Consider the following 714-nt stretch of genomic DNA (forward strand, 5'->3'; position numbering starts at 1 on the left):
GGTGTCGACGGGTCGTGCGCACGCCGTACTTCGCCTCACCTCGGGAGAGAAGTGCCCCGTGCTCGGGACCGGCACCTCTCCCCCGCCCGTTTCGCAGACGCCCTCCCCCGAATCGGAGAGGAATATGCGGCGCTAGAATACCGTCTCACCACCCCTGACGGAGGAGCCGCCGATTCCGGCGGCGGCATCCGCCTTCTCGGCGGCGCGATTGTCGAGGGCGCGGCCCACCACCTTGGCGATGCCGATCATGATCGTGTCGAGGATGTAGTCCTTCGGCGTGTAGACCGCCGTGACGCCCATGTTCTTGAGCACGAGTTCATCCTCCGGCGAGATGATGCCGCCGACGACGAGGGGGACGTGGTCGAGGCCGGCTTCCCGCATCTTCGCCTTCACGTCGCGCACCAGCGGAACGTGACTGCCGGACAGGATCGACAGGCCGACCACGTGGGCGCCGGTCTCCTTGGCTTTCGCCACGATCTCGGCCGGGGTCTGGCGGATGCCGTCATAGGTCACGTCGAACCCAACGTCGCGGGCACGAAGCGCGATCTGCTCGGCGCCGTTCGAATGGCCGTCGAGGCCGGGCTTGCCGACGACGAGCTTGGGCGTCTCGCCCAGGCGCTCGCCGAGATCGGCGATGAGGAGCTTGGCGTCCTCGGCGGCACCCGAGGAGATCGTCTCGAGGCTGACGCCGGTGGGGGCACGGTATTCGCCGAA

At 68.1% G+C, this 714-nt stretch carries 1 protein-coding gene; it reads right to left on the reverse strand.

The window, feature by feature from the left end:
* Positions 1 to 132: 132 nt before the first annotated feature.
* The coding region (locus MBTS_RS22940; protein ID WP_192216572.1) for a cobalamin B12-binding domain-containing protein at positions 133 to 714 on the reverse strand (582 nt) is incomplete at its 5' end.

Origin of the sequence: Methylobacterium bullatum, from assembly GCF_014845095.1 — a bacterium.
GTDB lineage: Bacteria > Pseudomonadota > Alphaproteobacteria > Rhizobiales > Beijerinckiaceae > Methylobacterium > Methylobacterium bullatum.